The sequence below is a fragment of the Pseudomonas sp. EGD-AK9 genome, assembly GCF_000465935.2.
In the GTDB taxonomy this organism is placed as follows: Bacteria; Pseudomonadota; Gammaproteobacteria; order Pseudomonadales; family Pseudomonadaceae; genus Aquipseudomonas.
The window spans coordinates 1-6,567 of record NZ_AVOF01000188.1 but is presented as its reverse complement, the minus strand read 5'-3'; the positions used below and the strand labels follow the sequence as shown (position 1 = coordinate 6,567).

Genomic DNA, 6,567 nt, shown 5'->3' with positions numbered 1-6,567 from the left:
CTTGACCACCTCGGCCTTGCCGCCGGTCAGGGCGGCCAGCGAGTCGTTGGCGAAGGCGCCGCTGCTGAGCATCTTCGGCGGGGCGCTGGCGGCGAGGGCCTGCAGCTTGCCGGCGCGGCTCAGCGCCTTCTTCACCTTGGTCACCAGCTGCTCGTTGGAGAAGGGCTTGCCGATGTAGTCGGAGACGCCGGCCTGGATCGCCTGCACCACGTTTTCCTTGTCGCCGCGGCTGGTGACCATGATGAAGGGGGTGGTCTTCAGGCTGTCCTGCTCGCGGCACCAGGTCAGCAACTCGAGGCCGGACATCTCCGGCATTTCCCAGTCGCAGAGGATCAGGTCGACCGGCTGGCGGCCCAGCAGCTGCTGGGCCTTGCGCCCGTTGACCGCCTCTTCGATCTGTACGCCGGGGAAGTGATCGCGCAGCCCTTTCTTGACCAGATCACGGATAAAGGTCGCGTCGTCCACCACCAGCACACTGACTTTGCTCATCGGCCTCTCCTGTACGAATGGCGTTAAGCATAGTCATGGCCAGTGGCCAAAGGCCAACGGAAAAGCGCATGCCCCACCTCAGCGGTAGGGCGCACCGCGACGCCCTGCCATGCGACAACCAGCGCCGGCTCAGGCGCCGGGCTTGCCCTCGACCTCTTCGCGCATGCGCGTCAGGCCGATATGCCGTACGTCGGTGCCGCGCACCAGGTAGATCACCAGTTCGGCGATGTTGCGCGCGTGGTCGCCGATGCGCTCCAGCGAACGCAGCGCCCAGATCACGTTGAGCACGCGGGAGATCGAGCGCGGGTCTTCCATCATGTAGGTGACCAGTTCGCGCAGCGCGGTCTTGTACTCGCGGTCGACGGTCTTGTCGTACTGCGCCACCGACAGCGCCAGGTCGGCATCGAAGCGGGCGAAGGCGTCGAGCGCCTCCTGCACCATGCGTCGCACCTGGTCGCCGATATGCCGCACCTCGACGTAGCCCTTGGGCGACTCGCCTTCCTCGCACAGCTGGATGGCGCGCTTGGCGATCTTGGTCGACTCGTCGCCGATGCGCTCGAGGTCGATCACCGACTTGGAGATGCTGATGATCAGGCGCAGGTCGGAGGCCGCCGGCTGGCGCCGGGCGAGGATGCGCACGCACTCCTCGTCGATGTTGCGCTCCATCTGGTTGATCTGGTCGTCGATGTCGCGCACCTGCTGGGCCAGGCCGGAGTCGGCCTCGATCAGCGCGGTGACGGCGTCGTTGACCTGCTTCTCCACCAGGCCGCCCATGGCCAGCAGGTGGCTGCGCACTTCTTCCAGTTCGGCGTTGAACTGCTGGGAGATGTGCTGGGTGAGGTTGTCTTTGTTGATCATGTTTCGCTCCGCGAAAGCTGCCGGCTTGGGTGACCATGGTGCGCGCGGCGCACCCTGCATTAAGTATCAAGGCCCTTGGAAAATGCTCTCTGGCGCGAAGGGCGTGCGCTGACAGTACGATGAGTACGACAAGCGCGCCCGACAAAGCCAGGGAGTATTTGCCATGGCCTTAGCCGTAACGACCGGTGATGTAGTCTTCTGTCTGCTTCTTGGCCGGGTTGGTGAACAGGGTGTCGGTGTCGCCGAACTCGATCAGCTTGCCCATGTACATGAACGCCGTGTAATCGGACACCCGCGCCGCCTGCTGCATGTTGTGGGTGACGATGACGATGGTGTACTTGCTCTTGAGTTCGTAGATCAGCTCTTCGACCTTGAGCGTGGAAATCGGGTCGAGCGCCGAGCAGGGTTCGTCGAGCAGCAGCACTTCCGGCTGTACCGCCACGGTGCGGGCGATCACCAGGCGCTGCTGCTGACCGCCGGACAGGCCGAGGGCCGATTCGTGCAGGCGATCCTTGACCTCGTCCCACAGCGCCGCGCTCTTCAGCGCCCACTCCACCGCCTCGTCGAGCACGCGCTTCTGGTTGATGCCCTGGATGCGCAGGCCGTACACCACGTTCTCGTAGATGCTCTTGGGGAAGGGGTTGGGCTTCTGGAACACCATGCCGACGCGGCGACGCAGCTCGGCGACATCCTCGCCCTTGCGGTAGATGTTGCGCCCGTCGAGGTTGATCTCGCCTTCCACGCGGCAGCCGTCGACCAGGTCGTTCATCCGGTTGAAGGTGCGCAGCAGGGTCGACTTGCCGCAACCCGACGGGCCGATGAAGGCGGTGACGCGCTGGCGCGGGATCTCCATCTTGACGTCGAACAGCGCCTGCTTCTCGCCGTAGTAGAGGTTCAGCCCCGGCACGGCGATGGCCGTGGTCTCGCTGGCCAGGTTGAGGCTCTGCTTGTCGCGGCCGAGGGCGGCCAGGTCGATACCGTGGGTATGGGCTTCGTGTTGCATAACAGTCTCCTTCGGAGGCTATAGGCTTCAAGCTACAGGCCGCAGGCCGGCTCTCGCCCGGTGCCTGCAGCTTGCCGCCTGCCGCAGAATTAGTGATCCAGCGCCTTGTACTTCTCGCGCAGGTGGTTGCGGATATACACCGCACTGAAGTTCAGCAGGATGATGACCAGCACCAGCAGCAACGCGGTGGCGTACACCAGCGGCCGCGCGGCCTCGACGTTGGGGCTCTGGAAGCCGACGTCGTAGATGTGGAAGCCCAGGTGCATGATCTTCTGGTCCAGGTGCAGGTAGGGGTAGTTGCCATCTACCGGCAGCGACGGCGCCAGCTTGACCACGCCCACCAGCATCAGCGGCGCCACCTCGCCGGCGGCGCGGGCCACGGCGAGAATCAGGCCGGTCATCATCGCCGGGCTGGCCATCGGCAGCACCACGCGCCAGAGGGTCTCCACCTTGGTCGCGCCGAGGGCCAGGGAGCCTTCGCGCACCGCCCGCGGAATCCGTGCCAGGCCTTCCTCGGTGGCGACGATGACCACCGGCAGGGTGAGGATCGCCAGGGTCAGCGAGGCCCACAGCAGGCCCGGGGTGCCGAAGGTCGGCGCCGGGGCGGCTTCCGGGAAGAACAGGCGGTCCAGCGAGCCGCCCAGCACGTAGACGAAGAAGCCCAGGCCGAACACGCCGTAGACGATCGCCGGTACGCCGGCCAGGTTGTTCACCGCGATGCGGATCACCCGGGTCAGCGGGCCCTGCTTGGCGTACTCGCGCAGGTAGATGGCCGCCACCACGCCGAACGGGGTGACGATCACGGCCATGATCAGGGTCATCATGATGGTGCCGAAGATCGCCGGGAAGATGCCGCCCTCGGTGTTGGCCTCGCGCGGGTCGTCGCTGACGAATTCCCACAACTTGGCCAAGTAGAAGGCGATTTTCTCGCCCAGGCCCATGGCATTGGGCTGGAAGGCCCGCACCACCTTGCCCAGGCTGATGGTGACTTCGCGGCCATCGACGGTCTTGAGCGTGACGCTGTCGCGGTTGAACGCCTGGTTGAGGGCGATCAGCTCGGTTTCCAGCACCTTGTACTCGGCATCCCACTGCGCCCGCTCGGCGTCCAGCTCGGCGCGGGCGACGTCATCCAGCCGACCTTGCAACTCCAGCTTGCGGGTTTGCAGCCGCACGCGCTCGAGCCCGGCGTTGATCCGTCCGATGTCCTTCTTCTCCAGGCGCACCAGCTGCTTGTGCAGCTTCTCGACGCGGGCGATGCGTTCCTGCAGCGCGGGCCAGCTGGCATCGCCTTCGGCCACCAGCTCGCCGGCTTCCTTGACGTTGACCAGGTAGCCGTAGAAGTTGCCCCACTCGCGGCGCTCCAGCGCCGTGAGGTTTCCCGGGGTGCGCGGATTGCTCAGCCATTCGCCGACCACCCAGGTGAAGTCCGCGCCATACACGTCGCGGTTACCCACCTTGAACAGCTCGCGGGTCATGAACTCGCCGCCCTCGACATCCACCGGCAAGCCGGAGGCGGCCAGACGCGCGCGCGGCACTTCCTCGATCTGGGTGATTTCGCCGGCCATCACCCGGGCTTCCTGACCCGGCACCTGGTAGTCGGCTTCGACTATATTCGCCGGCCAGAAGTGGCCGAGGCCGCGTACGGCGATCACCAACAGCAGGCCGAGGGTCATGATCACCGCGATCGATACGGCGCCGGCATTCATCCAGATCCACGGCGTACCGCTCTTGAACCAGGTTTTCAGGTTGTTCTGTTTCACGGACATATACCTTCCCAAACCTTAGAGCGAGGCGTACTTGACGCGCAGACGCTGGCGCACCAGCTCCGCCAGGGTGTTCATGACAAAGGTGAAGCCGAGCAGCACCAACGCCGAGAGGAACAGCACGCGGTAGTGGGTACCGCCGACTTCCGATTCGGGCATTTCCACCGCCACGTTGGCGGCCAGGGTGCGCAGGCCTTCGAAGATGTTCATGTCCATGATCGCGGTGTTGCCGGTGGCCATCAGCACGATCATGGTCTCGCCGACGGCGCGGCCCATGCCGATCATCACCGCCGAGAAGATGCCCGGGCTGGCGGTGAGGATCACCACCCGGGTCAGGGTCTGCCAGGGCGTGGCGCCCAGGGCCAGGGAGCCGAAGGTCAGGCTCTTGGGTACGCTGAACACGGCGTCTTCGGCGATCGAGTAGATGTTCGGGATCACCGCGAAGCCCATGGCCAGGCCGACCACCAGGGCGTTGCGCTGGTCGAACGGGATGCCCAGGTCATTGCTCAGCCACATGCGCATGTCGCCGTCGAACAGCCAGTTCTCCAGGTGCCCGCTCATGGCCAGCGAGACGTAGGCCACCAGCAGGATCACCGGGATCAGCAGCGCCGATTCCCAGCCATCCGGCACGCTCAGGCGAATCGACTCCGGCAGGCGGCTCCACAGGTAGCCGGCCAGCAGGATGCCTATCGGGGTAAAGATCAGCAGGCTGAAGATGCCCGGCAGATGGCCTTCCACGTAGGGCGCGAGGAACAGGCCGGCGAAGAAGCCGAGAATCACCGTCGGCAGCGCCTCCATCAGCTCGATCACCGGCTTGACCTTGCGGCGCATGGCCGGGGCCATGAAGTAGGCGGTGTAGATCGCGGCGGCAATCGCCAGCGGCGCGGCCAGGAGCATGGCGTAGAACGCCGCCTTGAGCGTACCGAAGGCCAGCGGTGCGAGGCTCAGCTTGGGTTCGGCGTCGGTGCTGGCGGAGGTCGATTGCCAGACGTAGCCGGGCGCGTCGTAGTTCTCGTACCACACCTTGCCCCACAGCGAACTCCAGGAAATCTCCGGGTGCGGGTTGTCGATGATCCAACGTTGCAGCTGGCCCTCGCGCTCCACCAGCACGCGGTTGGCGCGCGGCGACAGGGCGGCCAGCACCTGACCTTCGGCGACCTGGTCGACCAGCAGGGTCCGGTGCGCGGTGCTGTGGAAGATGCCCAGGTTGCCCTGCTCGTCCAGCGCCAGGAAGCCCTTGCGGCGCTCTTCCGGGAGAATCTGCACGATCGGGCTGTCGCCCAGCTGGAAGCTGCGGATCGACTTCAACACGGCCTTGCCGTCTGCTTCGCGCACCATGAACCACTGGGCGATAGCGCCGCTGCTGTCGCCGATCAGCAGCGAAATGCCGCCGAGCAGCGAGGTGGCCTGACTGACCTCCAGCTTGCCGTTCTCCAGCAGCTTGTAGCGGCCGTTGAGGCTGTTGCTGCGCAGGTCGAAGACATCGGCGGTGGCGCGCCCGTTGACCACGTACAGCCACAGGTGGCGCGGGTCGATGATCAGTGCCTTGATCGGCTCGGCGATCTGCGGCAGGGCGACGCGCTCTTCACTGAGGGTGACCTCGCCGGTCATCAGGTTCTCTTCGCGGCCCAGGTTCAGCACGTGCAGTTCGGTACCGGTGGAACCGGCCAGCATCAGGGTGCCGCCGTTCAGGCTCAGGCCGACGTGATCCAGCTCGCGGCCCTGGGCATCGAGCTCGATCGGCGCGGCGCCGAAGGGGTATTCGATGCTCGGCGTGATGGTCTGCACATCGTTGGGGTAGCTGAGCTTGTAGACATGCCGGAACACCAGCACCTGGCCGTTGGACAGGCCCAGGGCCACGCGGTTGCTGCCCGGCTGGTCCTGGCCGACCGAAACGATACGCGCATCCGCCGGAATCGGCAGCTGCACGCGGCTCAGCGGCTGCATCTGCTTGGCATCGAAGAACTGCACCTGACCGCTCTGGTCCAGGCGCATGGCCATCTGGTTCTGCTCTTCCAGGGTCAGCAGCAGCGGTGCGCCGGCTTCGCCCAGCCAGGCGGCCTGCACCGGCTTGCGGCTGTCCAGGTCGGCGCCCTGGAACATCGGCAGCACCACATAGGCCAGGTAGAAGAAGATCAGGGTGATGGCACCGAGCACCGCCATGCCGCCGACGGAAACCGCCCAGCGGGCGAAGCGATCCTTCAGCGCGCGCAGGCGGCGCTTGCGCTGCAGGGAGGGGGTATTGAAGTCGATCCCCAGGGGATTCTCGACCCCCTGATTCGGTGAGCGGTTCACGGTGTCGTTTGCCAAGTCATTCATGCGAGAAATCTCTGCGCGAGCTTGTTTGCAGCGCATGCGGCTGCCCAGGCTTGCCAATCTAGCGGGCTTGTATGACAGAAAGGTTACAGCCAGCTGACATGACGAAGCCCGCCACTCCGAAGAGTGGCGGGCCCC

General features: G+C 65.4%; 5 protein-coding genes. All 5 read right to left on the bottom strand.

Annotated elements, in window-relative coordinates; genetic code table 11:
• Positions 1–489: response regulator (locus tag N878_RS10260; protein ID WP_021443570.1), on the bottom strand; the 489-nt coding region annotated here is incomplete at its 3' end.
• A 129-nt stretch (positions 490–618) separates the two neighbouring features.
• Complete coding sequence (phoU, locus tag N878_RS10255; protein WP_021443569.1) at positions 619–1,347, bottom strand: phosphate signaling complex protein PhoU; 729 nt, start codon at positions 1,345–1,347, stop codon at positions 619–621.
• 169 nt (positions 1,348–1,516) lie between these two features.
• Entirely contained in the window at positions 1,517–2,350 is an 834-nt protein-coding gene (gene pstB / locus N878_RS10250) for a phosphate ABC transporter ATP-binding protein PstB (protein ID WP_021443568.1), read from the bottom strand.
• 89 nt (positions 2,351–2,439) lie between these two features.
• Positions 2,440–4,116 carry a phosphate ABC transporter permease PstA gene (gene pstA / locus N878_RS10245; RefSeq protein ID WP_021443567.1) on the bottom strand — a complete coding sequence of 559 codons (1,677 nt, stop codon included), beginning with the start codon at positions 4,114–4,116 and terminating at the stop codon, positions 2,440–2,442.
• A 15-nt stretch (positions 4,117–4,131) separates the two neighbouring features.
• Positions 4,132–6,432 (bottom strand): ABC transporter permease subunit, encoded by a 2,301-nt coding sequence (locus N878_RS10240; protein ID WP_021443566.1) that lies wholly within the window; start codon positions 6,430–6,432, stop codon positions 4,132–4,134.
• Positions 6,433–6,567: the final 135 nt, after the last annotated feature.